The sequence below is a fragment of the Methylobacterium brachythecii genome, assembly GCF_014196345.1.
Lineage (GTDB): Bacteria > Pseudomonadota > Alphaproteobacteria > Rhizobiales > Beijerinckiaceae > Methylobacterium > Methylobacterium brachythecii.
The window spans coordinates 124,359-150,496 of sequence record NZ_JACIDN010000006.1; the positions used below are offsets into that span (position 1 = coordinate 124,359).

25 protein-coding genes are annotated in these 26,138 nt (G+C 65.9%); 12 read left to right on the forward strand and 13 right to left on the reverse strand.

All coding sequences use genetic code 11. The features are described 5' to 3' along the window. Positions 1-56 precede the first annotated feature (56 nt). Positions 57-893: a tetratricopeptide repeat protein gene (locus tag GGR33_RS16605; protein WP_210302067.1), complete on the forward strand. Its 837-nt coding sequence runs from the start codon at positions 57-59 to the stop codon at positions 891-893. Between the two features lie 69 nt (positions 894-962). Here the strand turns inward: GGR33_RS16605 and GGR33_RS16610 are convergent, their stop codons facing one another. The 9 genes from GGR33_RS16610 to GGR33_RS16650 form a co-directional block, all read right to left on the reverse strand. Beyond that, positions 963-1,931 carry a type II secretion system F family protein gene (locus tag GGR33_RS16610; RefSeq protein WP_183507214.1) on the reverse strand — a complete coding sequence of 323 codons (969 nt, stop codon included), beginning with the start codon at positions 1,929-1,931 and terminating at the stop codon, positions 963-965. A gap of 75 nt (positions 1,932-2,006) precedes the next feature. Continuing rightward, positions 2,007-2,975 carry a type II secretion system F family protein gene (locus GGR33_RS16615; RefSeq protein WP_183507216.1) on the reverse strand — a complete coding sequence of 323 codons (969 nt, stop codon included), beginning with the start codon at positions 2,973-2,975 and terminating at the stop codon, positions 2,007-2,009. Further along, a complete protein-coding gene (locus GGR33_RS16620) occupies positions 2,972-4,426 on the reverse strand; it encodes a TadA family conjugal transfer-associated ATPase (protein WP_183507218.1) in 1,455 nt (484 codons plus the stop codon). The genes GGR33_RS16615 and GGR33_RS16620 overlap by 4 nt, the downstream gene beginning before the upstream one ends. A gap of 22 nt (positions 4,427-4,448) precedes the next feature. After that, positions 4,449-5,693 (reverse strand): CpaE/TadZ family protein, encoded by a 1,245-nt coding sequence (locus GGR33_RS16625; protein WP_183507220.1) that lies wholly within the window; start codon positions 5,691-5,693, stop codon positions 4,449-4,451. 81 nt (positions 5,694-5,774) lie between these two features. Further along, on the reverse strand, positions 5,775-6,515 hold the full coding sequence (locus tag GGR33_RS16630; RefSeq protein WP_183507222.1) for a CpaD family pilus assembly protein: 741 nt from the start codon (positions 6,513-6,515) through the stop codon (positions 5,775-5,777). Between the two features lie 60 nt (positions 6,516-6,575). Next, the gene (locus GGR33_RS16635; RefSeq protein WP_183507224.1) at positions 6,576-8,069 is read right to left on the reverse strand and encodes a type II and III secretion system protein family protein; all 1,494 of its coding nucleotides are present in this window, start codon (positions 8,067-8,069) and stop codon (positions 6,576-6,578) included. 11 nt (positions 8,070-8,080) lie between these two features. Then, positions 8,081-8,869 (reverse strand): Flp pilus assembly protein CpaB, encoded by a 789-nt coding sequence (cpaB, locus tag GGR33_RS16640; RefSeq protein ID WP_183507226.1) that lies wholly within the window; start codon positions 8,867-8,869, stop codon positions 8,081-8,083. A 276-nt stretch (positions 8,870-9,145) separates the two neighbouring features. Then, a complete protein-coding gene (locus GGR33_RS16645; protein ID WP_183507228.1) occupies positions 9,146-9,652 on the reverse strand; it encodes an A24 family peptidase in 507 nt (168 codons plus the stop codon). Positions 9,653-9,804: 152 nt separating this feature from the next. Next, a complete protein-coding gene (locus tag GGR33_RS16650; RefSeq protein ID WP_183507230.1) occupies positions 9,805-9,981 on the reverse strand; it encodes a Flp family type IVb pilin in 177 nt (58 codons plus the stop codon). Positions 9,982-10,396: 415 nt separating this feature from the next. Between GGR33_RS16650 and GGR33_RS16655 the strand changes: the two genes are divergently transcribed. Next, on the forward strand, positions 10,397-10,828 hold the full coding sequence (locus GGR33_RS16655; protein ID WP_183507232.1) for an Hsp20 family protein: 432 nt from the start codon (positions 10,397-10,399) through the stop codon (positions 10,826-10,828). Positions 10,829-10,930: 102 nt separating this feature from the next. Next, on the forward strand, positions 10,931-11,200 hold the full coding sequence (locus GGR33_RS16660; RefSeq protein ID WP_183507234.1) for a BQ00720 family protein: 270 nt from the start codon (positions 10,931-10,933) through the stop codon (positions 11,198-11,200). Positions 11,201-11,244: 44 nt separating this feature from the next. Here GGR33_RS16660 and GGR33_RS16665 read toward each other — a convergent pair whose 3' ends face one another. Then, positions 11,245-12,048 carry an alpha/beta fold hydrolase gene (locus tag GGR33_RS16665; RefSeq protein WP_183507236.1) on the reverse strand — a complete coding sequence of 268 codons (804 nt, stop codon included), beginning with the start codon at positions 12,046-12,048 and terminating at the stop codon, positions 11,245-11,247. Positions 12,049-12,236: 188 nt separating this feature from the next. Here GGR33_RS16665 and GGR33_RS16670 point away from each other — a divergent pair, with 188 nt between their 5' ends. Next, entirely contained in the window at positions 12,237-13,451 is a 1,215-nt protein-coding gene (locus GGR33_RS16670; protein ID WP_183507238.1) for a glycosyltransferase family 4 protein, read from the forward strand. Positions 13,452-13,646: 195 nt separating this feature from the next. Next, positions 13,647-14,168, forward strand: coding sequence for a translation initiation factor IF-3 (gene infC, locus GGR33_RS16675; protein ID WP_246413198.1), 522 nt, complete (start codon positions 13,647-13,649; stop codon positions 14,166-14,168). 144 nt (positions 14,169-14,312) lie between these two features. Here infC and GGR33_RS16680 read toward each other — a convergent pair whose 3' ends face one another. Together GGR33_RS16680 and GGR33_RS16685 are read right to left on the reverse strand one after the other, a co-directional pair. After that, positions 14,313-16,655, reverse strand: coding sequence for an amylo-alpha-1,6-glucosidase (locus tag GGR33_RS16680; protein WP_183507242.1), 2,343 nt, complete (start codon positions 16,653-16,655; stop codon positions 14,313-14,315). 145 nt (positions 16,656-16,800) lie between these two features. Next, positions 16,801-17,934, reverse strand: coding sequence for a glycosyltransferase family 4 protein (locus GGR33_RS16685; protein WP_183507244.1), 1,134 nt, complete (start codon positions 17,932-17,934; stop codon positions 16,801-16,803). Between the two features lie 135 nt (positions 17,935-18,069). On the opposite strand from GGR33_RS16685, the gene GGR33_RS16690 reads away from it, so the two are divergent. From GGR33_RS16690 to metB, 7 genes are all read left to right on the forward strand, one after another. Then, on the forward strand, positions 18,070-18,540 hold the full coding sequence (locus GGR33_RS16690) for an SMI1/KNR4 family protein (protein WP_183507245.1): 471 nt from the start codon (positions 18,070-18,072) through the stop codon (positions 18,538-18,540). Positions 18,541-18,721: 181 nt separating this feature from the next. Next, the gene (gene rpmI, locus GGR33_RS16695) at positions 18,722-18,925 is read left to right on the forward strand and encodes a 50S ribosomal protein L35 (protein ID WP_056244427.1); all 204 of its coding nucleotides are present in this window, start codon (positions 18,722-18,724) and stop codon (positions 18,923-18,925) included. A gap of 72 nt (positions 18,926-18,997) precedes the next feature. Then, positions 18,998-19,375 (forward strand): 50S ribosomal protein L20, encoded by a 378-nt coding sequence (gene rplT, locus GGR33_RS16700; protein WP_147047232.1) that lies wholly within the window; start codon positions 18,998-19,000, stop codon positions 19,373-19,375. A gap of 135 nt (positions 19,376-19,510) precedes the next feature. Then, positions 19,511-20,593, forward strand: a complete 1,083-nt coding sequence (pheS, locus tag GGR33_RS16705; protein ID WP_183507247.1) for a phenylalanine--tRNA ligase subunit alpha — start codon at positions 19,511-19,513, stop codon at positions 20,591-20,593. A gap of 71 nt (positions 20,594-20,664) precedes the next feature. Beyond that, on the forward strand, positions 20,665-23,085 hold the full coding sequence (gene pheT, locus GGR33_RS16710; protein ID WP_183507249.1) for a phenylalanine--tRNA ligase subunit beta: 2,421 nt from the start codon (positions 20,665-20,667) through the stop codon (positions 23,083-23,085). A gap of 10 nt (positions 23,086-23,095) precedes the next feature. Continuing rightward, positions 23,096-23,959 (forward strand): DUF1186 domain-containing protein, encoded by an 864-nt coding sequence (locus GGR33_RS16715; protein WP_183507252.1) that lies wholly within the window; start codon positions 23,096-23,098, stop codon positions 23,957-23,959. Positions 23,960-24,112: 153 nt separating this feature from the next. Next, positions 24,113-25,276, forward strand: a complete 1,164-nt coding sequence (metB, locus tag GGR33_RS16720; RefSeq protein ID WP_183507254.1) for a cystathionine gamma-synthase — start codon at positions 24,113-24,115, stop codon at positions 25,274-25,276. A 57-nt stretch (positions 25,277-25,333) separates the two neighbouring features. Here metB and GGR33_RS16725 read toward each other — a convergent pair whose 3' ends face one another. Then, positions 25,334-26,116: a HesA/MoeB/ThiF family protein gene (locus tag GGR33_RS16725; protein WP_183507256.1), complete on the reverse strand. Its 783-nt coding sequence runs from the start codon at positions 26,114-26,116 to the stop codon at positions 25,334-25,336. Positions 26,117-26,138 lie beyond the last annotated feature (22 nt).

Here is a 26,138-nt window from a genome sequence, read left to right on the forward strand (position 1 = left end):
TATCACCAAAGGCCGGGGACGGCGATGCCGTGACCGATGGCCATTGGGAGCGGATCATGCGTGCGGCGGCTTCGAGACCTCGCGCCCTCTCGTCCTTCGGAAGGGCAGGGCGGTCGCTCGGCGCCGCGGCGCTCCTCGCGGCTCTCGCAGCCGGATGTCAGTCGCGCTCGCCCGAAACCACGGGCTCCATCGGCAACGTATCCGCGCCGCTCGCTAGCGCGCGCGGGGAGGTCGACGACCTGGGCGCCAAATACACCGCCGACCCGGCCGATGTCGGTATCGCGATGCGCTACGCCTCGGCGCTGCGTGCCACGAACCAGCGCACGCAGGCAGTCGCCGTTCTGCAGCAGACCGCCCTTCGCAATCCGAAGAACAGGACCGTGCTCGCTGCCTACGGGAAGAGCCTCGCCGATGCCGGCAGGTTCGCAGAAGCCGCCGAGGTGCTTCAGAACGCTCACACGCCGGCCCAACCCGACTGGCGCGTGCTCTCTGCGCAGGGGACCGTCGCCGACCAGCTCGGCGATCATGTCAGCGCGCAGGGATTCTACGAGGCGGCCCTCAAGATCGTGCCGAACGAGCCGACGGTGCTGTCCAATCTCGGGCTGTCCTACCTGCTCGGGCGTCAGCTCGATCAGGCGGAGACGACCCTGCGGCTGGCAAGCTCGCAACCGCGCGCCGACGCGCGCGTTCGCCAGAACCTGGCTCTGGCACTCGGGCTGAAAGGGCGTTTCGACGAGGCGGAAACCGTGCTTCGCCAGGATCTTACCCCCGAGGCGGCTGCCGCCAACGTCGCATCACTGCGTGCGGTCGCCGCGCGTCAGGCGAGCGCACAGCCCGCTCAGACGGTCAGCCGCGAATTGCCGAGGGCACCGATCGCCGCGCCGCGTAGCTGATCCGGACAGGGGCAGCCGATCCGGCCGCAGCGGTTCGCGGCCTCGGCCCCTGTCGTTACCCGGCTCCGATCACTTATAGCCGAAGACCTGGATGCTCGCCGGCATCAGGATCACCACGAACAGCACCGGCAGGAAGAACAGAATCATCGGCACCGTCAGCTTTGGCGGCAGCGCGGCGGCCTTCTTCTCGGCCGCCGTCAGGCGCTGGTCCCGGCTCTCCTGCGCCAGAACGCGCAAGGCCTGGCCCACCGGAGTGCCGTAGCGCTCGGCCTGGATCAGCGCCGTGGCGACGGCCTTCACTCCTTCAAGGCCGACACGGTTCGCCAAATTCTCATAGGCCATGCGCCGATCGGGCAGGAACGATAGCTCAGCCACCGTCAGGGCGAGTTCCTCGGCCAGCACCAGGGATTGCGTGGCGATCTCGATGCCGACGCGGCGGAAGGCGTTCTCGACCGCCATGCCCGACTCGACGCAGATGAGCGCGAGGTCGAGTGCATCGGGCCAAGCACGCCTGATCTCGGCCTGGCGCTTACCGATCAGATTGGTCAGGAACAGCTCGGGCAGCTTGATGCCAGCGAAGGTCGCCGCAATCACGATGCCCATCTTGATCGTCGGCGGCTGGTCGAGCACGTTGAGCACGAACAGATAGACCGTGGAGGCCACGGCCATCACGGCGGGCGAGACCAGGCGGAAGAACAGGAAGGCGGTCTCCGCCCCCTGGCCGCGATAGCCGGCCATCACGAGCTTCTTCTTGGACGTGTCGGTGCCGAGCCAGCGGCCGAGATTAAACCGCTCGACGACGTTCTTCATGTACGCCTTCGGCTCGGAACGCAGTGTCGACTTGCTCACGAGCTTCTCGCGTTCGCGCTGACGCAGCTGCTCGCGCTCGTCGCTGACGAGCTTCATGCGCTTGCCGAGCCTGTCCGGCTCCAGCAGGGGCTGAACCAGGGCGAAGGCAGTCGCTGCCACGGCGAAGCCCGTCAGGACCATGGCCCCGAGCTTGGGGTCGGTGAATTGTTCGAGGAATGATAAGTTCATCAGTCACAAGTCCCGGACGCGCCGACCTCGTCGGACCAGTGGTCCGGCCGCCCGCAGTTGGGCGGCCGGTGCAGCTCAAATGTCGAAATTGATCATCTTCTTCATCGCCAGGACGCCGATCGACATCCAAATGCCCGATCCAAGCAGCGAGAGCTGCCCGATATTCGTTGTCCACAGCAGCGAGATGTAGTCGGGACTGGAGAAGTAGGTGAGAAGTGCGACGAGGAACGGCAGACAGGCGATGATTGCTGCCGAGGCCTTCGCCTCCATGCTCATCGCCTGAACTCTGCCGACCATCTTCTTGCGCTCGCGTAGGACGCGGGAGAGGTTGCCGAGGGCTTCGGAAAGGTTACCGCCCGACTTTGCCTGGATACCGATGACGACGGCGAAGAAGTTGACGTCGTTGACCGGGACGCGCTCGTACATCTTGAGGATCGCATCCGACATTGGCACGCCGAGGGCCTGAGCCTCGATGGCGATCCTGAATTCGCTGCGCACGGGCTCCTGGGCCTCCCGCGCGATGATCCGCAGGCAGTCGCCCACGGGAATGCCCGAGCGGATGCCGCGGACGACGACGTCGATCGCGTTCGGCAGCTCAAGCACGAACTTGCCGATGCGTCGCTTCTGCAAGAAGCTCAACATCCAGCGCGGCAGGCCGAAGCCGCCAGCGAATACCGCCCCCAGGCCCGCGAGCAGATTTCCGCTCACGATCAGGACCCCGAAGCCGACGACGAGCCCCATGATCGCGGAAACGACGAAAAATTTCTTTCGCGACCAATCGAGGCCCGCACGGGCCAGCCGGGTCTCGAGGGTGATCTTCGTGTTCGCCTTCTTGGCCTCGATCTCCTTGAGGCTCCTGGCGACCTGCTCGCGGCGGTTGATCGCGGTGGTGCGATCGACTGCGGCTTTCGGAGCTCCGAGGGCCTTTACACGCTGTTCTGCGCGACGCTCGCCGGAGAGGAGCGGCATCAGGAAAACATACGCGACGCCGCCTGCCGCGACGGCAGCCAGACCCGCAGCGATCGAGGCGCCCGCCGCATTCATTCGTTTGCTGCCTCAGGTACGGCTGCGGCGTCGAGGGCGGCGGCAAGCGCTCGTTCCTCGCCGTAGTACCTCGCTCGTTCCCAGAAGCGCGGACGGCCGACGCCGGTGGAGCGGTGACGGCCGATCAGCTTGCCGTTCGCGTCTTCACCGAGGATGTCATAGACCATCAGATCTTGGGTGATGATGACGTCACCCTCCATCCCGAGCACCTCGGTGATATGGGTGATGCGGCGCGAGCCGTCACGTAGGCGCATCGCCTGAACGATGACGTCGACGGAGCCGGTGATCATCTCGCGCAGCGTCCGCGACGGCAGGGTGAAGCCCCCCATCGTGATCATCGATTCGATACGTGACAGGCACTCCCGCGGCGAGTTGGCGTGCAGCGTGCCCATCGAGCCGTCGTGGCCGGTGTTCATCGCCTGCAGCAGGTCGAAGGCTTCCGGTCCGCGCACCTCGCCGACGATGATGCGCTCGGGGCGCATACGAAGGCAGTTCTTGACGAGGTCGCGCATGGTGATGGCGCCCTGTCCCTCGAGGTTTGGCGGCCGCGTCTCCAGGCGGACGACGTGCGGCTGCTGGAGCTGCAACTCGGCCGCGTCCTCGCAGGTGATGACACGCTCATCCTGCTCGATATAGGCCGTCAGGCAGTTGAGCAGAGTGGTCTTGCCGGAACCCGTACCACCGGAAATGACGACGTTGCAGCGGACCTTGCCGATGATCTGGAGGATCTTCGCGCCTTCGGGCGAGATCGCTCCGAACCTGACGAGCTGTTCGAGGGTGAGTTTGTCCTTCTTGAACTTACGAATGGTGAGGCACGGGCCGTCGATGGCGAGCGGCGGCGCGATCACGTTGACGCGCGAGCCGTCGGGCAGACGGGCGTCGCAGATCGGCGAGGCCTCGTCGACGCGCCGGCCGACCTGGCTGACGATGCGCTGGCAGATGTTCATGAGCTGCGCGTTGTCGCGAAAGCGCACCGAGGTCAGCTGGATCTTGCCGGCGACTTCGATGAAGGTCCGCTCGGCCCCGTTGACCATCACGTCGGCGATGTCGTCGCGGGCGAGCAGCGGCTCCAGCGGGCCGTAGCCGAGCACGTCGTTGCAGATGTCGTCGAGGAGCTCTTCCTGCTCGGCGATCGACAGGACGATGTTCTTGAGGCCGATGATCTCCGAGACGATGTCGCGGATCTCTTCGCGGGCACTTTCGCTATCGAGGCGGGCGAGCTGCGCGAGGTCGATCGCCTCGATCAGCGCTCCGAAGATCATGCTCTTGGTGCGGAAGTAATCTTCGGACTTCTGCGGCACCGGCGGCGGGGCGGCAGACTGCTGTCGAGCCGGAGCTTCCGCTACCGGCTGAGCCACGACCGGCTCCGCGAGGCGCGCGACAGGCGCCGCCGTCATCGGCATGGGAGCCGGTGCCGGAGCTGCGGATGAGCCAGTGCGTCTGCCGAACATCGGGTCCCGCGCCTTCAGTGTGCTAGGACGCCTTGCGGCGCGAGAGCTTGGCGAGCAGCGGCTCGAGCATGTTCGGGCGGCTGCGGCGCAACTCGGCGCGGCCGGTGACGGCGGCAGCAAGGCTGCCGAAGATTTCGGCCGGCTTCGCGTTGGCCTGAACCTCAGCGATCATCTGGCCGTTATTCGCCGCCGTCCCGAACAGGGCGGGATCGAAGGGGACCACGGCGCTGAGCGTCAGGTCCAGCGCCTTGGCGAACTCGGCGGCGGCGATCTCCGGGCGCTTCGGCACGCCGACGCTGTTGAGCATCACCCGGGCGCGCGCGTCGTTCGGGCGGTTCTGCGCGAGGAGAGCGAGCAGGTTCTTCGTGTTGCGCAGCGACGCGAGGTCCGGCTGCGCGACGATGAGGATCTCGTCGGCGGCGATGAGCATGCGCCGCGTCCAGGCGGACCATCCCTGTGGGACGTCCAGAACGATGCAGGGGACGGCGGTCCGAAGAAGATCGAGCAGGGCGTCGAAGGAGGCTTCGGAGAGGTCGACCGTCCGGTCGAGGGTGGCCGGCGCCGAGAGCAGGCTGAGATTGTCGCTGCACTTCGAGAGCAACCGGTCGAGCAGGTTCGCGTCGAGGCGCTCTGGCGCGAAGACCGCCTCTGCGATGCCCTGCGGCGGATCCTGGTTGAAGTTCAGGCTCGCCGTACCGAAGGCGATGGACAGGTCTGCGATGACCGTCGCCGTGCCGTGCTCGCGCGCGATGGTCCAGGCGAGGTTGTGCGCCACCGTCGATGAGCCGGCACCCCCGCGAGCGCCGAACACCGCGATGGTCCGACCGACTGGCTTGGCTCCCGGGGCCGAAAACAGGTCCGAGACTGCCGAGATCAGGCTCAAGGGCTCGACCGGAGCCATGAGGTATTCGCTGACGCCGCGCTGGAGAAACTGGCGATAGAGCAGCACGTCGTTGACGTGGCCGATGATGATGACCTTGGTGCCCGGGTCGCAGACCTCGGCCAGCGAGTCGAGGCACTCGAGCGGACGCGACTTGGGTCCCTGGATCTCGATCATGATGACGTTCGGCGTCGGCGCCTGACGGAAGGCCTCGACCGCCGCCGCGCCGCCGCCCATCTGAACGCGGACATGCGCTTTCTGCATGCGCCGGTCGCCGACGGTGGTCTCGATCAGGGCTGCCGTCTCGGCCGTCTCGCAGAAGGCCTGGATGGTGATCCTGGGGACCGCGGCGATGATGCGCTCGTTCGGCTCGTTCGGGTCCGGCATGTGTCGCTTCCGGTTGATGGAGTCTCGCGTGTGACGGCCGAAAAGGCACGGGCCGACCCGACCGTCTAACGATACTGCCTGCTACTGGCTGCTCGTTTTCACCTCGGCCTTTCCATCCTGGTTCCATTTGGTTGATGGATCCTTGCTTTGGCGAAGCTTGTCGATGACCTGGGTCCGCCGAACCGTGTCGATACGGCCCTCTGGTCGGCCGCGGACGAGGTCCACGGGATCGGCGATCTGGGCAGCAATGTTGGAGCGCGTTGCGCATCCGAGATTCCACGAGGGCTCGTTGCGCAGGTTTGAAGCGGGGGTGCTGACGCCCAGATCCTGCGGCCACAATCCGCAGGCGCTCGCAACCTTGGCTTCCATATGCTGGAAGCTGAGCCGCACCGGCGAGGCGAGAGAGGGATCGGCGGCGGCGTAACCCGCCATAGCGATGGCGCCGTTCGGTACGCCGTTCTCGGCGGCGGCACGGCGGATCGCCGCGCCCGTCCGTTCGGCAGCGGCCCCGACAACCGGAGATGCACCGCGCGGCAGATCGATGGCGAGTTGTCCTCGCCCGTAGCGGCGATATTCGAGCAGGAAGGCATCGAGATCGGCCGATTGGCGCGGGTCGAGATGACCAGGGCCAGTCGGGAAGATGTCGAGGGTTCGGCTACCTTCAGCGAGAACGAAGGGATGGCGGGCGCGGACGTCGTACGGGTAGATCGAGCCGGTCGTATCGACGCGGTCGCTCTTGCAGGCGCCGAGAGAAGCGACCAGCAGGGCCAGAACCGCCATAGCAAGCGGCGATCGTGGCGTCGTCGAGGGTCGGAGTGCCATCGTTCGCGATCCTGATACGGCCTGGGGCCGGGCGTGAATGTCTGGAGATGTCAGGTCTGGTCAGTCGGCGATGAAGCCGACATGTCCGCGGTAGCCCTGGCCGAGAGGACGCTTGCCGGCCGAACCGTAGATTTTGTTGACGCGCCCGAGCAGCACGCCCTGGATATCGGTGGCCTCGACGAAGCCGTCGTCGGGACGGCGTGCCTGAGACGGTTGCATCGGCTTGGCGATGTATGGCGTGACCATGATCATCAATTCCGTCTCCTGGCGCTGATAGTCGCGCGAGCGGAACAGAGCGCCGAGAATGGGCAGGTTCATGAGCCCGGGCAGCCCGTTGATGGCCGTCTTCGACTTTTGCTGGATGAGACCGGCCGTCATCATCGTTGCGCCGGAAGCAAGCTCGATCGTTGTCTCGGATTTCCTAACGGTCATGCCCGGTACGGGCGTCGTCTGATCTGAGCCAGCAAATGTGTAATTGAAAGAATTTTGCGGATCGATCTCTCGAACTTCCGTGCCGACACGCAGAGAAATTCTGTTTTCGGATAGAACCACTGGCGTGAAGACCAGGGAAACACCGTAAGGCTTGAACTGCAGACCAACTTGGCAACCGGCTCCGCCAGAGCACGTGACACCTGATGGCACGGGGATTTCGCCGCCGGCCGTGAAGTTGGCCGATTCTCCGGAAATCGCCGTGAGCGTCGGCTCTGCGAGAATGCGCGAGACGCCGGCCTGCTCGAAGGCCCTGAGCGTAGCCGTAAGGCTTCCCCCGCCGCCGGTATTGACCGTTCCGGACAGAAGGTTCCCGTTCGGAAACTGAGAGCCTGACAGGGCGAGAGGGGCCGTGTTGACGAAGTTGAGGTTGGACCAACTACCGTTCACGTTGACGCCGAATTGCTTCAACGCCGTCCGCGCGACCTCGACCAATGTGACGCGCAGCATCACCTGATCCTTCTCGCGGATCGTCAGGTTGTTGATCACGGTCCCGCGCGTCGTCGCAGCTCCCCCGGCGCCAGATGCTCCTCCCATGCTTCCAGCGGCGCCGACGAAGCCGTTCGCCAGATCCATCGCACGGTTGGCATCGGACGCGGAGGCGACGGTGCCCGACAGGATGATCGAGTCGCCCGCCGATCGAACTTCGAAACGGGCGCCCGGAAAGCTCTGCAGCAGAGTCTGCTGGAGCAACGGGAGCTTGAGTTCGCGCGCGACGACCACGTCGAGCGCAGCGATCTGACGGCCGTCGCCGTCCATCACGAAGATGGAGGTCGCGCCCTCCTCCATGCCGATGACGAACACCTTGCGCGTCGATCGCACGACGGCGTTCGCGACGTTGGGATTGGCGACGAAAACTTCTTTCGCGTCTCGCGGGAGGTCGATGATCATCGACCTCCCTCTGGTCAACTCGACCTTCCGAGAGGCCGAGGACTCGTCCGAGCCGACCGACACGACCGGAGCCTGGCCGAGGCCCGAGCGGGATTGCCCTTGCGCTGCGCCCGTCGTCGCGACGGCGATGGCGCAGAGGGCTGGAACGAGCAGGCGCACGCGGTTCATCGTCATGACTGCTTTCCTCAGCGGCGCGGCTGCTGTTGGGCGACGCCGAAGCGTACGATCGTGAGGCCGGCTTCCGGCGACGCATCCGCCGCCGCCGTATCCGCCGTCTTGCCCGTATCCTGAATGCTGCGCAGAGCGAGGGTGATCGCACCGGTCTTCTGCGCGAGCGAGACGACCTCGGCCTGCGCAGGCGTCAGCGCCAACGTGGCGTTGTCTCCGGTGACGACGGTCTCGCCGTTGCGCTCCTGAACGACCTGGCCGACGGCGAGGACGCGGATGTCGGTGAGGATCGTCTGCGCGGTGGGGTCGCCGTTCGTGCCGCCTGCGACCTTTCCGATGCTGATGACGTCGACGTGATCGTTGGGCAGGACGAAGCCGCCCGCCGAGGTCGACCCGCCCCGCTGAATCTCGACTGCGACGGCACGCAGGCCCGTCGGCAGAATTGCCGACATGAAGCCACTGCCGGCCTTCACCAGCTTCTCGGCTCTGATGGGTTCGTTGGCGAGGAAGGTCATCCGGGTCATGGACCCGGCCGTCTCCTCGAGAGCCTTAGGGGCACTCGCTCGCGTGAGGTAGCCGGGTGCGAGCGCCTGGTCGGGCCATCGCTGCCAGCGCAGATCCTCAGGCTTCAGGGTCTGGCCCATCGGCAGGTCAGCCGCCGCGACGAGCACATCCGTCATCGGCAGAGCCGGGGCCTGAGCGACCGGGGAGGGGGGAGGAGGAGCCTCGTCGCCGCTCATCAAGAAGGCCGCACCGCCGCCCGCGACGAGCGCGATGGCGAGAACGGCGAGACGTGCTGGTTTCATCGGAGCTGAAGTCCTGACGACGGTGCGATCACCGTTCGAACGTCAGGTTTGGGTCAGATTCCTCAAATTAAGGTTAATCACTCATGATTGTCCGGTTTCGGCACGGTCCCAACTGCGGGTCGGCAATCAAGTCGACTTCAGCGACGGACAGGGAAGTCAACCGAAGCCCCGCCATCAACCTCCGGTTGATTTGGCGAAGTCTGAGCCGTCGTCCGGCATCGTCACACTTCTAGATTTTATCGTCTTGCTAGCGCGGCAAATGAGGGAATCTCGGCCTCAGAGGCGGTACAAATCCGACCAGAGCGCCGTGTACGGGACGACAGCGAGACCGGCGGCCGCGAGCGCGATTCCGTAAGGCACACCCGTCTTCCCGTCATGCAGATGCATCGCAAAGGGAAGGCGCCGCAGCGGCGATGGCAGCGGATGAGCCCGGGCGGCTAGGAGAAGGAGAGTCAGACCGCCGCCGAGGATGGAGGCGACAAGCAGGTAATCGAGCATGTTGCCCATGCCGATCCAGAGGGTCGTGGCAGCGGCCAGCTTGGCATCGCCTCCGCCAATCACGCCAAAAGCGAACAACGTGAACGTCACCGACAGGGTGAGGAGAGCGGCACCGACGTGCCAGCCGATCTCCGTCCATCCCAATCCCGAAACCGCCACCACGACAGCGAAGGCGGCAACCAAGGCGAGGGAAATCCAATTCGGGATCAGCATCGTCAGCAGATCGCTCGAGGCCGCATAGGCCATCAGGAACGGGAAGACGACGACGAGGCCTACCCAGCTCATGATTATTCTTTTCCTCGCTTTAAGTTCGTGATGCTGCGCCCCAGAAACGCGCGCAAGGACTGATCCGATGATCAATCCTTGCGTTACGCCAATGGCGGCGTCTAAGGCTCCCGATGAGTTGGAAACCTTAGACCGAAAGATCTTGCACGCGATCAGTTGCCGGCGGCGGTGATTTTCGTGGCGATGTCAGCGAACTTGGTGTTCAGGCTGCCGGCCACGCCCTTGACGGCGGCGATGATGGCAACAGCGATGAGGGCGGCGATGAGGCCGTATTCGATGGCAGTCGCGCCGGACTGATCGGCGGCGAAACGCTTCATGATGGTCTTCATGGGTGAATTCCTGGTCTGTCAGCTTGCGCGGTTATTGTCGGAGATCTGTTGTTCGATCTTCGGCTCACCCAATCTGCTCGGGGCGCGTTGCGATAGAGTTAAATGGTTCCGCGAAACCGCGCCTCCCACCAATGTTCGATGTCGATGGTGAAGGGAAGGTTATCGAGACCGTTGCGATCCGGCGCTTTCGGCCACTTTCCAATCACGCCGCGAGGTCACCGCCCTCTTGATGAGCGATCACAGCACCTTTTCGAGCGTGGCTTGAACGCGGTTCCTGCGCCCTCCATATCGGTGCGAGCGGCGAGCGATCGCCGCCGGGAGCGCTGCCTCGGCGGGCTTCCAGATCCACGAAGTGCCTGTCCGGACGTGCCTCGCAAGGGTCGTCCTAGGGCTTCGATGAGGTTCGCGCGAGACGATGACACGGCCTTCTCCGTTCGGGCATCCCTTTCTGTTGGGCTTCGACGAGATCGAGCAGGCTCTCGATCGAGTCTCGAAGGCCGCCAACGACGGTTACCCCCCCTACAACATCGAGCGCGTCGGCCGCACGGAGGCCGAACCAGAACGTCTGCGCATCACACTCGCCGTCGCCGGCTTCACGCGCGATCAGCTCGACGTGATGCTGGAGGAGAACCAGCTCGTCGTGCGAGGCCGCCAGATCGACGACAAGTCGCGCCAGTTCCTGCACCGTGGGATCGCGGCCCGGCAGTTCCAGCGCGCCTTCCTGCTCGCGGACGGCATGGAGGTGCTTGGCGCCGACCTGTCGAACGGGCTGCTGTCGATCGATCTCGCCCGGCCCGAACCCGAGCGGGTCATCCGCAAAATCGCGATCGCCGCCAAGGACGTGTGACGCATCACACCTGACGGAACGATCGTTTCACCCATCCGGAGTTGTCGCCGCAATGAGGCGGGACCACATCCTGGAGAACGCTCTGCCAATCGGAGGGCCACCATGAATGACTTCGACACCAACCCGACCGCTGCCCCGCAATTCAACCCGACCGAGTTCGCCTCACTCGGCGAAGGCCAGATCGCCTATGTCCGGCCCATCCGCTCGGACGAGGTGCGCCAGTTCTTCCCGCAGGCCCCGGAACTGACCCCCGGCCTCGATCTGTTCGCCCTGCTCTCGGCAAGCGGCGCGCCGATCCTGCTCGCCGACTCGCGCGACGTCGCTTTGGCGAACGCGATGGCGCACGACCTCCACACGGTGAGCCTGCACTGAGGATCGCGACGAGGGAGGCGGCCTCGGGGCCGCCTTTCCTCGGCCTAGGCGATGGCCTCGACCGCCCGCAGGATCAGATCGATATCCTGCGGGCGCGACAGGCGGTGATCGCCGTCCTTGATCAGCGTCAACAGCGTTCCCTGCGCCGGAAGCCGGTCGATGGTTTTCAAGGCGTGCACCCAGGGCACGTCCGGGTCGTTCATCCCTTGCAGGATGTGGACAGGGCAACCCGTTTCCACCGGCTCCGTGAGTAGGCAGTTGCGCCGGCCGTCTTCGATCAGCGCGCGCGTGATCGGATAGGGCTCCGGCGCATAGGACGTCTCGCGATACCAGACGCCGCGCTGCTCAATCTCGGCCCGGACCTCGGCGGGAAAGGCCTCCCACATCAGGTCATGCGTGAAATCGAGTGCCGGGGCGATCAGCACGATTCCCGCTGGCGCGGTACGGCCCTGGCGAAGCCTCTCTCGCACCGAGAGGCAGGTCACCCAGCCTCCCATGGAGGAGCCGACGAGGACGGGCCGATCATCGGCGAAGCGTTTGAGGACCGCGAGCGCATCCTCGACCCAGGTCGAGATGACGGCATCGGCGAAGGCGCCACCGGATTCCCCGTGCCCCATGTAATCGAAACGGACCAACGGCCGCTCTCGGCTCTCGGCCCAGGCGTCGAGGGCTTTCGCCTTGGTCGCGCGCATGTCCGACCGGAAACCGCCGAGCCAGACGATCGGCCGCCCCTTGCCAGAGCGGACGCGCACGGCGATGTCCCGTCGCTGTGCGCCGGTGCCGACCGGGATCGTCACGATCGGCAAATCATCCTCGGGGGGCGCCTGAATCGCCTTGTCCTGCAGCATCTTCTATCGTTCCTCGCGATGCGCCGGCGGGAAGCCTCGCGGCACCGGGGCTTCGTTTACGGAAACCTAAAGCGCGCACGCGATCTTGGCGCAATGATCGAGACCGAAATGGCCTGCTGCCGCCGGGCAGCCCGAGGCGCGGCCGAACCTTGCCGCATCGAGGCCTATCGGCCGGGATATTCTGCGTAATGAACGAGCCGAACCATACCGGCACCTTTCCGAGCGAGGCAGCACCGCTCGCCGGCCTCACCATCCTCCAGATCATTCCCGGCCTCGACGCGGGCGGCGCGGAGCGCACGACGGTCGACGTCGCCGAGGCGATCGCCGCGGCGGGCGGACGGGCCCTAGTCGCGACTGAAGGTGGCCGTCTGGTCGGTGAGTTGCAGGCGAAGGGCGGCGTCTGGGTGCCGTTTCCCGCCCAAGCCAAGAACCCGGCAGCGATGGCGCTCAACGCGCTCAAGCTCGCGCAGCTCTGCCGCAGGGAGGGCGTGAAGCTGATTCATGCGCGGTCGCGGGCGCCGGCCTGGGTGGCGCTTGGCGCCGCGCGAAGGCTCGGATTGCCGTTCGTGACGACCTATCACGGCAGCTATTCCGGGGTGAGCGGTGTCAAGGTGCTGTACAACTCGGTGATGGCGCGGGGCGACGTCGTCATCGCCAACTCGCACTATACGGCCGACCTGATCCGCGCGCGGCACCCAGAACAGGCCAGTGACCGGATCCGCGTCATCCATCGCGGGACGGATCTCTCGGTCTTCAATCCTAGCGCGGTCACGGCCGGGCGTGTCGAGGCGCTCCGCCGGACTTGGGGCGTCTCTTCGCATGAGCGGATCATCCTGCTGGCCGCCCGACTCACGGCCTGGAAGGGCCAACGAGTTCTGATCGAGGCGGCGGCGCTCCTGCGCGACCGCGGCCTCAAGGACATCGCCGTGGTGCTCGCCGGTGATGCGCAGGGACGCGAGAGCTACGAGCGGGAACTCGATGCGCTCGTCGCGGCCCGAGGCCTCGACGGCATCGTGCGACGGGTCGGCCATTGCACCGACATGCCGGCTGCCTTCCGCGCGGCCTCGGTGGTCGCCGTTCCCTCCGTCGAGCCCGAGGCTTTCGGACGTTCCGCCGTCGAGGCCCAGGCGCTCGGAACCCCTGTGGTAGTCACGGATATTGGCGCCGTGCCGGAAACTGTGCTGGCCCCGCCGGAGACGGAGGCCGGCCGACGCACGGGATGGCGTGTGCCGCCCAACGACCCGGCCGCCCTGGCAAATGCCCTCGCCGAACTTCTCGCGCTCGGTGCCAGCGCGCGGGACGCGCTGACGCTGCGGGCGAGGAACCACGTCGAGGCGCATTTCTCGCTGGAGGCCATGATTGGGGACACCCTCGACGTGTATCGGGGACTGCTCCAGCGTTAGGGCTTTTCCGGGTACCCAAGGCTCGGCGTGAACCGAAACGGGTCCTTCGAGTTGACTTGTCGGAAGGTTTTGCCAAGGTGATCCAAACCGGCCTAGCCGGTTCACGGGGTGGCCGGAACCTGCCTAGGGCGGATTCGAGGCTGCCGTTTCGTCGTTTTTCAGGAGATCAAAGCCATTCGTAGACCTATGAGAGCCATGCCGGCCCCGCAGAAGGACGGGCCGCGCGCCAACCGGGACATCCGCGGCGTCCGTGAGGTTCAGCTCATCGACCAGGACGGACAGAACAAGGGCGTCGTTCCCTTCTTCGAAGCCCTCGAAATGGCCGAGGAAGTCGGTCTCGATCTGGTCGAGATCGCGCCGAACTCCGTTCCTCCCGTCTGCAAGTTCCTCGATTACGGGCGCTTCCGCTTCCTCGAGCAGAAGAAGCAGAACGAGGCGCGCAAGCGTCAGAAGACGGTCGAGGTCAAGGAGATCAAGCTCCGTCCCGGCATCGACAAGCACGACTACGACACGAAGATGAAGTCAGTGCATCGCTTCTTCGAGGAGGGCGACAAGGTCAAGGTGACCCTTCGCTTCCGCGGCCGCGAGATGGCGCACCAGGATATCGGCCTGCGCCTCCTGGAGAGGGTGAAGACGGAGACGGCAGAGATCGCCAAGGTGGAGAGCGAGCCGATGCTCGAAGGCCGCCAGATGATCATGATCCTGGCGCCGCGCTGAGCCGAAGCGCTCGTACGGTCCAGTCGATCGACGTTATCGCCGCCTTCGAAAGAGGCGGCGTTTTCGTTCGTGGTCCTCCCACCGCCGTCATTCCGGGCTCGCCGAAAGCGAGAACCCGGATGGCCGTGGGGGCGGGGAGAGGCCCTACTTCAACAACGAAATCTGCACGTCGCCGACCCGCCGCTCGACGGCGACGGTGACGTCGTCGCCGTGCCGGTGAACGCGCAGATCCACCCGCGAGTTGCCGAGCTTGAGGTTGTAGAGCGTCACCGCGTCGAGGAAGCGCGGCAGCATTGGGTTGCGCAGCCGGATGCGGTTCTTGTCGTGCACGATCTCCAGGCCGAGACAGGAGGCGAGCAGCGCGAAGGGCGTCGCCGCCGCCCAAGCCTGCGGCGAGCAGGCGACCGGGTAGTTCACCGGCCCGCGCTGGCGGCGGCGCATGAAGCCGCAGAACAGCTCCGGCAGACGCTTCTGGTCCTGGTAGAGCGAGGTGTCGAACAGACCCTGGAAGACGCGGGTGGCCTCCGGTTTCAGTTCGTAACGGGCAAAGCCCATGGCGATCATGGCGTTGTCGTGCGGCCAGATCGAGCCGTTGTGGTACGACATCGGATTGTAGCGCGCCTCGCCCTTGGCGATCGTGCGGATGCCCCAGCCGTTGTAGCCGTCGTTGCAGAGGAGCTGGTCGGCCACCTGCTGCGCACGCTCGGGCTTCGCGATGCCCGTGAACAGGGCGTGGCCGGCATTGGACGAGCGCACGGCACATTGTCGCTTGTCGCCATCGAGCGCGAGCACGTAGGTGCCGATCTCGTCGTTCCAGAATGCCTTGTCGAAGGCCTCGCGCAGGGCGTGGGCCTGCCGCTCGAGCTTGATGGCGAGGTCCGGGTGTCCGGTCAGGACCGCGAGCTTCGCCGCGCCCTTCTTGGCGGCGTAGACGTAGCCTTGAACCTCGCACAGCGCGATCGGCGCCTTGGCCATGCTGCCGTCAGTGTGGAAGATCGAGTCGTGGCTGTCCTTCCAGCCCTGGTTGGCCAGGCCGTTCTCGGTCTCGCGGATGTATTCCACGAAGCCGTCGCCATCGCGGTCGCCGTATGTGTCGATCCACTCCAGCGCGAGTTCGAGTGCCGGCCAGATGTGCTTGATCGTGTCGAGATCGCCGGTGACGTTGTAATACTCGGCGGCCAGCATCACGAAGAGCGGGGTGCCGTCGATGGTCCCGTAATAGTGGCGGAACGGCACCTCGCCGAGCATCGCCATCTCGCCGCGACGGGTCTCGTGCAGCACCTTGCCGGGCTGGGCGTCGGCGGCGGGATCGATGGTCTTGGCCTGGGTCGCGGCCAGGAAGCGCAGCACGCCCTTGCCGAAATTCGGGTCGATCCAGAGCGCCATCATCGCGGTGATGATGCCGTCGCGACCGAAGACCGTGGAGTACCAGGGAATGCCGGCGAAGGGGTAGACGCCCTCCTGCGTCCGGGTCGCCAACATGTAGAGATCCGCCGTGGCCCTACACAGCGACTCGTTGAACTGGTCGTTCGACGAGATGATCGTGGTGATGCCCGCCGTGAGCTGGCGCTGGTCGCGCCGGTTGTCGCGATAGGCTCGAGCGAAGATCCGGCCCTCGGACAGGCCCTTGGTTGGGCGCTCGCCGCCCGCGCTGCCGGCCGCACGCGAGAGTGCCGCAGCGGCATCCTCGCCGGCGCGTTGCGCGGTCGGCACGCTGGTGAAGGCGCGGTGCGACTCGCAGACGACCCGGATGAACATCGAGGTGTGCTCCCCCGGGTCCATCGTTACCTCGAACTCGGCACGGCCCGGCTCGATCCGCTTCGGCGTTGGCCCGAAATGCACCGAGGTGCTGCGCACGATCTCGTCGAGGCCGACGTAGCGGAACTGCACGGTGGTCTCGCTCGCCACCTGGACAGAGCGCTTGCCGAACCGCGTGCGGTTCGTGCCGCGCACCTCGAAGAGGTCCCGAAAATCCGCGTCGAAGGTCACGCAGATCGTCAGGGTGCGGCGGCGCGTGTCGTAGTTGCGCAGGCCGATGCGGTCGTAGCAGGTGCCCTTGAACAGGAACTTGGTGCGCTCGATCGCGATCAGCTCGCGCGGGATCGAGGTGTCGTCTTGCGCGTCGATCCGGATGTCCGGCGTGGTCATGTCGACGCTGAGCGCGCCGTTATCATCCTGCATCACCGAGGACAGGATCAACGGCCGCTGATCCTCGACAGTGAAGGCGAGGCGCGAGAGGTAGCGCGTATCCTGGAAGTAGATCCCGTCCGGGCCGGCGAAGACGCCGATATCGCCGTGGGTGTCGAGAACCGCGAAGGCCTCGCCGTATTTCAGTGACCGCAGCGGCCGCTCCACGAGCGAGGTCTGGGTCTCGATATGGTACTGCGGGAGCGCCTCGTCGGCGTCCTGGAAGCCGAGGTTCGGACGGGTCGTAGTGTTGTCTGGAACGATGACCTTGGCCTTCGCCGCTGCCTCGTCTGCTGCCATGCCGAGTGCCCTTTGCTGCGATGATCCGAGACTGTCCGCGCCCTGGCGCGAATCATAAAGGCCGCCGGATTGACCGGCGGCCCAGTTCGGACACGTCAGTTAGGAGCAAAAACGGCGCCGGCGAGGGGCCGGCGCCGATGAAATGTCAGGCGGGGAGAGCCGCCACGTTGATCGAGGGACGGGGCGAGCCGTTCACCTCGCCATATTGCGGGCTGAAGCTGCCCGCCGTCGGCAGGTCGACGACGTTGCCGCGGTTGGCGAGCAGTTGCTCGTAGGCGGCGACGTACTTGTTGACCATCACCTCGGCGGTGAACTGGCTCTCGAAGTGCTTGCGCACGCCGGCCCGCGACAGATCCTTGGCCTTCATGCAGGCCTCGACGGCCTGATCCATGTTGTCGACCACGAAGCCGCCGACGCCGTCCTTGATCACCTCGGGGACCGAGCCGTTGCGGAAGGCGATCACCGGCGTGCCGGCCGACATGGCCTCGATCATCACCAGGCCGAAGGGCTCCGGCCAATCGATCGGGAAAGCGAGGGCGAGCGCGTTGCCGAGGAAGTCCTTCTTCTGCTCCTCGTTGATCTCGCCGATGTACTCGATCAGCGGATGATGAATCATCGGCTCGATGACGTCGTCCCAGTAATCCTGGTCGGCCTTGTCGACCTTGGCGGCGATCTTCAGCGGGATGCCCGAACGCTTGGCCATCTCGATGGCGCGGTCCGGACGCTTCTCCGGGGAGATACGGCCGAGGAAGGCGAGGTAGCCGCCCTTTGACTCGGGGTAGTACGGGCAGTTCTCCTTCGGCAGGCCATGATGGATCGTGGCCAGCCAGTTGGAATCCTCCGGCATCGGCTCGCGCTGATTGTCCGAGATCGACACCAGCGGCATGCCGGTAAAGGTCTTGTAGACCGGCATGAAGTCCGGCACGTCGAGACGGCCGTGCATGGTGGTGAGGGTCTTGTGATAGAGATCCTCGAACATCGGATACTGCAAGAGATCGATGTGGAAGTGGATGATGTCGAATTCGTGAGCCCGGCGATGCACGTGGTGCAGCATCGCGAGGTGACCCGCGGTGTGATCACGATAGCCGAGCAAGCGCAGACCCTCCGGGTGGCAAGCAGCGAGCTTGGCCGAGGTCTCGGAATCGCCGCTGGCGAACAGGGTCACGTCATGGCCCTGGCGGACCAGTTCTTCTGTGATCCACGAAACGACGCGCTCGGTACCGCCATAGAACTTGGGCGGTACGGCCTCAGCGAGCGGGGCAACCATTGCGATGCGCACGAATACGTCTCCTTGACAGGACGAAGCGAGGTGTTGGTGGGGAATGTACGCACGAGGCCTGAGCCGAACATGAACGAAACCGTAGGCTGAGATTTAAGGTTCCGCAGGCTTGGCCGTTGGGTGTGGATTTCCGGGATGAGCGAATGGAAGCGCTATCTGCAGACGGCCTTCGCGCGACCGACGGAGACGGATCGGACAAGGCTCGAGGTCCTCGCCGGGGCACGACTGCCCGACCGTTATTGGCAGGTCGTCTGCGAGCATCAGGGCCAGGTGCTCGATACCGACGGCCTGGTGTTGCCCGACGAAGGCGAGATCAATTTCGGGGTGCTACTTCTGGCACTGGCGCCGAAGAGCCTCTCGAAGTCCGATGCGTCCTACACCGTCGAGGATTGCTACCGGAGCATGGAAGATCGGTATCCGGCCGGCCTGTTTCCCTTCGCCGACGATACCGGCGGCAATTACTGGGCCTTCGACTTTCGCGCCGATCCTGCGAACCCAGCGGTTGTGTTCGTCGATCACGAAGAGAGCGGTGCGGACGGAGTGACGCTCGCCGCCGACAGCTTCGCCGCCTTCATGGCGCTGGCCGGGCAGCCACAGGACGAATAGACCGTTCGTAGCCGGCGTCGCGATCCGCGTTGAAACCCCGCAATCTTTCTGTCATAAGCCGCCCGCGTCGAACCGCCCGGCCGATAGGGCTGCCGTGGCGGTTGCCGTTGCTTCCAGAAGCATCATTCGCGCAGGAATGCCGGTCACACCGGTCGGCATCCTTTTGCGCTAGGAGAGCCAAATGCCCAAGCTGAAGACGAAATCGGGCGCCAAGAAGCGCTTCAAGATCACCGGCACCGGCAAGGTGATGTACGCCCAGGCCGGCAAGCGCCACGGGATGATCAAGCGGACGACGAAGCAGATCCGCAACCTGCGCGGCACCACGACCCTGTTCGAGGGCGATGCCGCCAACGTGAAGAAGTACTTTTTGCCGAACCAGCGCTGAGCGCTTTCCGGCGAAAATGCATCCTCTTCACCTCAGTTGAATCTGTTTTTCTAGAATCCCAGGAGATCTCCCATGGCCCGCGTCAAGCGCGGCGTGACCAGTCACGCAAAGCACAAGAAAGTTCTGAAGGCCGCGAAGGGCTATTACGGCCGTCGCAAGAATACGATCCGCATCGCCAAGCAGGCGGTCGAGAAGGGCATGCAGTATGCCTACCGCGACCGGAAGAATAAGAAGCGCACCTTCCGCGCCCTCTGGATCCAGCGCCTGAACGCTGCCGTCCGCGAGCACGGCCTGACCTATTCGCGCTTCATCAACGCCCTCGCGCTGGCCGGCATCCAGGTCGACCGCAAGGCGCTGTCCGAGATCGCCATCCACGAGCCGGCGAGCTTTGCCGCCATCGTCGAGAAGGCCAAGGCTGCGCTCCCGGCCGAGACCAAGAAGGCCGCCTGAGCTCCCAAGCCGAGCTCATCGAGCTGACAAGGCGCGGCGCTCGACAGCGCCGCGCCTTCTTTTTTTGGCCGCGCTTGCGCGACTTCGCGCAAAGCGCGAAAGCAGCGCGCGAAAGCCGCCGCCCTCGGACAAGCGATGACCGATCTCGATACCCTCGAACGCGATCTGCTCGGCCAGATCGAGACTGCCTCCGACGAGGCAGCTCTGGAAGCCGTCCGCGTCTCGGCACTCGGCAAGAAGGGCAGCGTCTCCGAGCTCCTGAAGACGCTCGGGGCGATGACGCCGGACGAGCGCAAGGAGCGCGGCCCGCTCATCAACGGCCTGCGCGACCGCGTGACCACGGCCCTCGGCTCCCGCCGCGAGGCGCTTCAGGGCGCCGCCCTCGAAGCCCGGCTCGCCTCGGAGCGGATCGACGTCACGCTGCCCCTGCGCGAGGCGCCGGAGGCGAGCGGGCGCATCCACCCGATCAGCCAGGTCATCGACGAGATCACCGCGATTTTCGCCGATCTCGGCTTCTCGGTCGCTGAAGGCCCGGACATCGAGACCGACGAGTACAACTTCACCGCGCTGAACTTCCCCGAGGGCCATCCCGCACGGGAGATGCACGACACCTTCTTCCTGGCGCCGGACCATCTCGGCCGCCGCAAGGTGCTGCGCACGCACACCTCGCCGGTCCAGATCCGCACGATGCGCTCGGTCGAGCCGCCGATCCGCGTCATCATCCCGGGCCGCACCTATCGGCACGATTCCGACCAGACCCACACGCCGATGTTCCATCAGGTCGAGGGGCTGGTGATCGACCGGCAGGCGAACATTGCCAACCTGAAATGGGTGCTGGAGAATTTCTGTCGCGCCTTCTTCGAGGTCGAGAGCGTCGGCATGCGCTTCCGGCCGTCGTTCTTTCCTTTCACGGAGCCCTCGGCCGAGGTCGACATCCAGTGCACGCGCAAGGGCGGCGAGATCCGCTTCGGCGAGGGCACCGACTGGCTGGAAGTGCTCGGCTGCGGCATGGTCCATCCGAACGTACTGAAGAATTGCGGGCTCGACCCCGACCAGTTCCAGGGCTTCGCCTTCGGCATGGGGATCGACCGCCTCGCCATGCTGAAATACGGCATGCCGGACCTTCGTCCGTTCTTCGAGGCGGACGTCCGCTGGATCGAGCATTACGGCTTCCGGCCGCTCGACGTGCCGAGCCTCGTCGGCGGCCTCACGGCCTGACCCACGATCGTCTCACGAGCCGCGGCTGAAACCCCGGCGGACCGCTCTGGCGTCCGCGAAAGACTGCACCGATGAAATTCACCCTCTCCTGGCTCAAGGACCACCTCGACACCGAGGCGTCGCTCGAAGCCATCGCCGAGATGCTGACCAAGATCGGCCTGGAGGTAGAAGGCATCGAGGACAAGGCGGCGGCCCTGAAGCCGTATGTCGTCGCCAACGTCATCAGTGCCGAGCAGCATCCGAACGCCGATCGTCTGCGCGTCTGCATGGTCGATGCCGGCGACGGGGCGCCGCTGCAGGTGGTCTGCGGCGCGCCGAATGCGCGGGCGGCCATGAAGTCGGTCTTCGCGCCGCCCGGCACCTACGTCCCCGGCAAGAACATCACGCTGTCGGTGGGCACCATCCGCGGCGTCGAGAGCCGCGGCATGCTCTGCTCGGGTGCCGAACTCGGTCTCGGCGAAGATCATGACGGCATCCTCGATCTGCCGGCGGATGCGCCGATCGGTATGTCCTACGCGCTCTTTGCCGGGCTCGATGACCCGGTCATCGAGATCAACCTGACGCCGAACCGCTCCGACTGCGCGTCGATCCACGGCATCGCCCGCGATCTCGCCGCGACCGGGATCGGCACGCTCAAGGGCGATGCCTTCCCGCAATTGCGCGGGGAGGGCGTCTGCCCGGTGCCGCTCGCCATCGAGCTCGGCGAGGACCGCGATCTCTGTCCCTACTTCACGCTGCGCCTCGTGCGCGGAGTGAAGAACGGCCCGTCGCCCGACTGGATGCAGGCACGCCTGCGCGCCATCGGGCTACGCCCGATCAACGCGCTCGTCGACATCACCAACTACCTCACCTTCGACCGCGGTCGGCCGCTCCACGTCTTCGACGCGAAGAAGGTTGCTGGCGGCCTGACGGTTCGCCTTGCGCGGGAGGGCGAGGAGCTGAAGGCGCTCGATGGCCGCACGCACCGGCTCGATGCCGAGACTGTGGTGATCGCCGACCAGAATGGCGTCGAGTCGATCGGCGGTATCATCGGCGGCGAAGCGTCCGGCTGCGACCAGACCACCACCGACGTACTGATCGAGTCCGCGCTCTGGAACCCGCGCAACATCGCCCGCACTGGCCGCCGCCTCGGCGTGATCACCGATGCGCGCTACCGCTTCGAGCGCGGCGTCGACCCGGCCTTCACACTGCCGGGCCTCGATGCGGCCACGCGCCTCGTCCTCGACATCTGCGGCGGCACCGCGAGCCAGACGAGCTTCGCTGGCGAGCCCCCCGAGAGCGACCACGTCATCGATTTCCCCTGGACTGAGGTCCGGCGCCTCGCCGGGATCGAGCTGTCGCGGGCCGAGATGAAGGTGACGTTGGAATCTCTCGGCTTCCACGTCGCCGGCAGCGGCGATCGCGTGAAGGTGCTGACGCCGTCCTGGCGGCCCGACGTCGAAGGCAAGGCCGATCTCGTCGAGGAGATCATCCGCATCGCTGGGCTCGACCGTATCGAGCCGAAACCCCTGCTGCGGCCGGAGACGAGCGCCGTGGGTCCGAAGCTCACGGTGCTTCAGCGGCGCACCCGTAATGCCAAGCGCGCCCTTGCGAGTCGGGGGCTTTTCGAAGCCGTGACCTGGTCGTTCATCCGGCAAGAGGATGCACACCTCTTCGGCGGCGGCCGGCCAGACCTCTCTCTGGCCAACCCGATTGCATCCGATCTCTCCGACATGCGCCCGAGCCTCGTCCCCGGCCTGCTGCGCGGTGCCCAGGCCAATGCCGATCGCGGCTACGGCGACGTCGCGCTGTTCGAGGTCGGCCAGTGCTTCGAGTCCGATCAGCCCGAGGGCCAGACGATCCGTGCCGCCGGCGTGCGCCGTGGGACGGCCCGCCACGCGGGCGCCGGCCGGCATTGGAGCGGCACAGTGCCCGTCGTCGACGCCTTCGAAGCCAAGGCCGACGCGCTGGCGCTGCTCACGGCTGTGGGCATCCAGACCGGCGGCCTGCAGATCGTGGCCGGCGGCCCGGAATGGCTGCATCCCGGACGCTCCGGCACGCTGCAATTCGGCCCGAAGAACCCCGTCGGCTGGTTCGGCGAGATCCATCCGAAGGCGATGAAGGCGCTCGATCTCAAGGGCACGCTCGTCGCCTTCGAGATCACCCTCGATGCGCTGCCGCTGCCGAAATACAAGCCGACCAAGGTGAAGCCGGCGCTGGCACTGTCTGACCTCCAGGCCGTCTCGCGAGACTTCGCCTTCGTGGTCGGCCGCGACGTCGCCGCCGCCGACGTGATCCGCGCCGCGCAGGGGGCCGAGCGCAAGCTCATCACGGGCGTCGACGTGTTCGACATCTACGAGGGCGTCGGCATCCCCGAGAATGCGAAGTCCATCGCGGTCGCCGTGCGGCTGCAGCCGGTGGAGCGTACGCTCACCGATGCCGAGATCGAGGCGGTGAGCGCCAAGATCGTCGCCGAGGTCGCCAAGAAGACCGGGGCGACCCTGCGCGGCTGAGGAGGCGACCATGGACGAAGCTCTCGTCGCACACCTCTCGGAAGCCAAGTTCCTTCCGAGGGATGCGCTCCAGCGTGCGATCGCGGCGCCGGACCTCGTGGCCGATGCCGTTCTGCGCGTCGTCGAAGGTTTCGCCGACGATCCGGACGCGCCGAGCGACGACGAGGCGAACCTGCTGTTCTGGGGCTTGCACGCCCTGGCGGCGGCCCGCGACACTAGGCTCTTCGCACCACTGCTCCGCCTCTTACGTCAGGATCCGGAGGCCCTCGACGGGCTGCTCGGCGATGCCCTGTCGATCACCCTGCCGCGCGTGCTCGCCGGCAGCTTCGACGGCGATACCGACGCTCTGTTCCGTCTGATCCTCGACAGCACGGTCGACGACGCCGTGACGAGCAGCGCCTTCACGGCGATGAGTTTTCTCGTCCGCGAAGGTCGTATCGCACCCGACCAAGCCAAGACCCTTATCATCCGCTTCGACGAGGCCAAGGTCGCCGTTGAGGATAGCCTCGGCTGGACTGGTTGGGAGCAGGCCATCGCCTATCTCGGCCTGGCGGAACTCGCTCCGCGCGTCGAGGCTGCGCGCAAGGACGGCCGCATCACGGACGAGTTCAGCGACCTGCCGTGGTTCCGCCGTGCCCTGCGCCAGGTCACGTCCGAGCCGCCGAGCTTCCAGTCCTTCGAGGGCGAGGCCTACGGCTATCTCGACGATCCGATCCGGCAGCTCGCCTGGACGGCGGAAGAGGCCGGCCAGCCGGTCACCAACCCGTTCAAGGATGTCGGCCGCAACGATCCGTGCCCCTGCGGCAGCGGCAAGAAGTACAAGAAGTGCTGCCTGGATGCCGAGCAGCCGGTACAGCTGCCCAGCCTCTCCTAGATTGAAAAATCAGCCGGCCGTAGGGCTTGCGAAGAAACTGTCGCTCCGGCGCGACTGTCCTGTTGTGCATCCAAATCGTTCTGTTTACAGAACGCGGTCAGCAGAGGCGGCAGAGCCGCCGAGGTCAGTTTTCGAGAGCGAAAGGACGTTCCGATGTCGAAGGAACGCGCAGCGCGAACCATTGCTGCAACCAATGGGGTTGCGCAGGACACGGCCTTCGGAGCCGTCATCTCGCCGATTCATCTCTCCACGACCTTCAAGTTTCCCGCCTTCGAGAAACCCGGCCCCTACGACTATTCGCGCCTGGGCAACCCGACCCGCGACCAACTCGCGGACACCATCGCCAAGCTCGAAGGTGGTGCGCGGGCGATCATGGTGTCCAGCGGCATGGCGGCCCTCGAACTCGCCCTGTCGAGCCTGCGTCCCGGAGATCTCCTGGTCGCGCCGCATGATTGTTATGGCGGCACCTATCGGCTGCTCAGCATGCGCGCGGAGCGCGGGCATTACCGCGTCGCCTTCGTCGATCAGTCCGACGAGCAGGCCCTCGCGGCCGCCCTCGCGCAAAAGCCGCGCGTCGTTCTCGTGGAGACCCCCAGCAACCCGCTCATGCGGGTCGTGGACATCCGCCGTACGACCGCGCTGGCGAAGGCGGCCGGAGCCCTGGCGGTGGTCGACAACACCTTTCTGTCGCCGGCCCTGCAGCAGCCGATCAGTCTCGGTGCCGATCTCGTGGTCCACTCGACGACCAAGTTCCTGAACGGACATTCCGACGTCATCGGCGGAGCCGTGATCGCCGCCGACAAGGCCGTGGGCGAGGAGCTTGCCTCTTGGGCTAACACGATCGGCGTCACGGGTTCGCCCCTCGACGCCTACCTGACCCTTCGCGGCGTCCGGACGCTCTTCGTCCGCGTGGAGCAACAACAGAAGACCGCCGCGTCGATCGCTGCCTATCTCGAATCCAGCCCCGCCGTGGCACGCGTCCACTATCCCGGCCTCGCGAGCCATCCGGATCACGCGCTCGCCAAGACCCAGCAGAGCGGCTTCGGCGCAATGCTCAGCTTCGAGCTCGCCGGCGGACTCGAAGCGGTTCGCTCGTTCGTCGCAGCGGTGCAGATCTTCACGCTGGCCGAGTCCCTCGGCGGGGTCGAGAGCCTCGTGGCGCACCCGCCGACCATGACCCATGCGGCCATGGATGCCACGGCCCTGGCGACGGCCGGCATCACGAACGGCCTCCTGCGCCTATCGGTCGGCCTTGAGGGCGAGCAGGATCTGCTGGCGGATCTCAGCCGGGCGCTGGATGCGACGACCGGGGATTGAGGGGCGCGGCAACAAGCAACTCGGCGAGGCCACTGGCCGGCCTGCTGTCGACGATCTTCACCGAGTCACGGTCTCGCCGCTCAACGGGTTCGCCGGGTCCCAGGCGTAGCTCAGCGTCTCGAACCGCATCGAGCGGGCGTCGACCATGAGCAGGCGCCCGACCAGTGGCTCGCCGAAGGGCACGATCGCCCGGATCACCTCCATCGCCATCAGCGAGCCCATGACGCCGGCCAGGGCACCGAGCACGCCGGCCTCTGCGCATGTCGGCACGGCACCATTCGGCGGTGGGTTCGGGAAAAGACAGCGATAGGTCGGGTTGGGCTGGCCGTCCGGCCCGGTCTCGTGCGCCCGGATCGTGGTGAGCGATCCATCGAACTGTCCGAGGGCCGACGTCACCAGAGGGCGCTTGGCGCGGAAGCAGGCGTCGGAGACGGCGTAGCGGGTGGCGAAGTTGTCAGAGCCGTCGGCGACGACATCGTACTCGGCGGCGAGCGTGGCTGCGCTCTCCTCGGTGAGGCGGAGGGAATGGCTCTCGATCCGAACATGCGGGTTCAGCAGCGAGACCGCCTCCGCCGCGCTCTCGACCTTCGGACGTCCGATATCCGGCGTCCGATGGATCACCTGCCTTTGCAGGTTCGACAGCGACACCACATCGTCGTCGGCGATGCCGATGGTGCCAACACCTGCGGCCGCGAGGTACTGGATCAGCGGCGCGCCGAGCCCGCCGGCGCCGACGACGAGCACACGCGCTTGCTTGAGCTTCGCCTGGCCCGGACCGCCAATGTCGCGCAGGACGAGGTGGCGGGCGTAGCGTTCGATTTCATCGGAGGACAGAGCCATATCCGGCACATAGTCAGCCGAC

What these genes read in the sequence shown, in the direction of transcription:
- infC (WP_246413198.1), top strand. Translation starts at nt 13,647, where the DNA reads ATGCCGGCCCCGCAGAAGGACGGGCCGCGCGCCAACCGGGACATCCGC.
- GGR33_RS16690 (WP_183507245.1), top strand. Translation starts at nt 18,070, where the DNA reads ATGAGCGAATGGAAGCGCTATCTGCAGACGGCCTTCGCGCGACCGACG.
- GGR33_RS16680 (WP_183507242.1), bottom strand. Translation starts at nt 16,655, where the DNA reads ATGGCAGCAGACGAGGCAGCGGCGAAGGCCAAGGTCATCGTTCCAGAC.
- rplT (WP_147047232.1), top strand. Translation starts at nt 18,998, where the DNA reads ATGGCCCGCGTCAAGCGCGGCGTGACCAGTCACGCAAAGCACAAGAAA.
- GGR33_RS16635 (WP_183507224.1), bottom strand. Translation starts at nt 8,069, where the DNA reads ATGACGATGAACCGCGTGCGCCTGCTCGTTCCAGCCCTCTGCGCCATC.
- GGR33_RS16610 (WP_183507214.1), bottom strand. Translation starts at nt 1,931, where the DNA reads ATGAACTTATCATTCCTCGAACAATTCACCGACCCCAAGCTCGGGGCC.
- GGR33_RS16620 (WP_183507218.1), bottom strand. Translation starts at nt 4,426, where the DNA reads ATGTTCGGCAGACGCACTGGCTCATCCGCAGCTCCGGCACCGGCTCCC.
- GGR33_RS16655 (WP_183507232.1), top strand. Translation starts at nt 10,397, where the DNA reads ATGACACGGCCTTCTCCGTTCGGGCATCCCTTTCTGTTGGGCTTCGAC.
- rpmI (WP_056244427.1), top strand. Translation starts at nt 18,722, where the DNA reads ATGCCCAAGCTGAAGACGAAATCGGGCGCCAAGAAGCGCTTCAAGATC.
- metB (WP_183507254.1), top strand. Translation starts at nt 24,113, where the DNA reads ATGTCGAAGGAACGCGCAGCGCGAACCATTGCTGCAACCAATGGGGTT.
- pheS (WP_183507247.1), top strand. Translation starts at nt 19,511, where the DNA reads ATGACCGATCTCGATACCCTCGAACGCGATCTGCTCGGCCAGATCGAG.
- GGR33_RS16605 (WP_210302067.1), top strand. Translation starts at nt 57, where the DNA reads ATGCGTGCGGCGGCTTCGAGACCTCGCGCCCTCTCGTCCTTCGGAAGG.
- GGR33_RS16660 (WP_183507234.1), top strand. Translation starts at nt 10,931, where the DNA reads ATGAATGACTTCGACACCAACCCGACCGCTGCCCCGCAATTCAACCCG.
- GGR33_RS16630 (WP_183507222.1), bottom strand. Translation starts at nt 6,515, where the DNA reads ATGGCACTCCGACCCTCGACGACGCCACGATCGCCGCTTGCTATGGCG.
- GGR33_RS16650 (WP_183507230.1), bottom strand. Translation starts at nt 9,981, where the DNA reads ATGAAGACCATCATGAAGCGTTTCGCCGCCGATCAGTCCGGCGCGACT.
- GGR33_RS16615 (WP_183507216.1), bottom strand. Translation starts at nt 2,975, where the DNA reads ATGAATGCGGCGGGCGCCTCGATCGCTGCGGGTCTGGCTGCCGTCGCG.
- GGR33_RS16715 (WP_183507252.1), top strand. Translation starts at nt 23,096, where the DNA reads ATGGACGAAGCTCTCGTCGCACACCTCTCGGAAGCCAAGTTCCTTCCG.
- GGR33_RS16665 (WP_183507236.1), bottom strand. Translation starts at nt 12,048, where the DNA reads ATGCTGCAGGACAAGGCGATTCAGGCGCCCCCCGAGGATGATTTGCCG.
- GGR33_RS16725 (WP_183507256.1), bottom strand. Translation starts at nt 26,116, where the DNA reads ATGGCTCTGTCCTCCGATGAAATCGAACGCTACGCCCGCCACCTCGTC.
- pheT (WP_183507249.1), top strand. Translation starts at nt 20,665, where the DNA reads ATGAAATTCACCCTCTCCTGGCTCAAGGACCACCTCGACACCGAGGCG.
- GGR33_RS16670 (WP_183507238.1), top strand. Translation starts at nt 12,237, where the DNA reads ATGAACGAGCCGAACCATACCGGCACCTTTCCGAGCGAGGCAGCACCG.
- GGR33_RS16645 (WP_183507228.1), bottom strand. Translation starts at nt 9,652, where the DNA reads ATGAGCTGGGTAGGCCTCGTCGTCGTCTTCCCGTTCCTGATGGCCTAT.
- GGR33_RS16625 (WP_183507220.1), bottom strand. Translation starts at nt 5,693, where the DNA reads ATGCCGGACCCGAACGAGCCGAACGAGCGCATCATCGCCGCGGTCCCC.
- cpaB (WP_183507226.1), bottom strand. Translation starts at nt 8,869, where the DNA reads ATGAAACCAGCACGTCTCGCCGTTCTCGCCATCGCGCTCGTCGCGGGC.